Consider the following 546-nt stretch of genomic DNA (forward strand, 5'->3'; position numbering starts at 1 on the left):
GGGTGATGTGCAGCGGAGAGGCGCTGCCGCCGTCGCTGGTGAAGCGCTTCTATCGTTGCTTGCCGGATGCGCGCTTGCACAATCTGTACGGTCCGACGGAAGCGGCGGTGGACGTGACGGCGTGGGCGTGCGATGCGGAAGAAGGGGGCGCGTCGGTGCCGATCGGTCGGCCGATCGCGAACACGCGGATCTACGTATTGGACGGGTATGGCCAGCCGGTGCCGCGAGGAGTGGCGGGGGAACTGTATATCGGCGGCGTGCAGGTGGCGCGAGGGTATCTGAACCGGCCGGAGCTGACGCGGGAGCGGTTCGTCGACGATCCGTTCGTGGCGGGCGGTCGACTCTATAAGACGGGAGATTTGGCGCGTTGGCGCACGGACGGGAGTCTGGAGTATCTAGGTCGAAACGATTTCCAGGTGAAGATACGCGGTTTTCGGATCGAGTTGGGGGAGATCGAGGCGCAACTGGCGAAGGTGGCGGGCGTGCGCGAGACGGTGGTGTTGGCGCGCGACTCGGGTTCGCCTGCCGGCGAGAAACGCCTCGTCG

Annotated in this window: 1 protein-coding gene; it reads left to right on the forward strand. The window is 65.9% G+C overall.

What is annotated here, in order from left to right:
• A partial coding sequence (locus J5M56_RS24055; RefSeq protein WP_207937949.1) for an AMP-binding protein occupies positions 1-546 on the forward strand: 546 nt, incomplete at both ends.

The organism is Pseudomonas sp. 51_B (assembly GCF_017491595.1).
GTDB classification, from domain to species: domain Bacteria; phylum Pseudomonadota; class Gammaproteobacteria; order Pseudomonadales; family Pseudomonadaceae; genus Aquipseudomonas; species Aquipseudomonas promysalinigenes.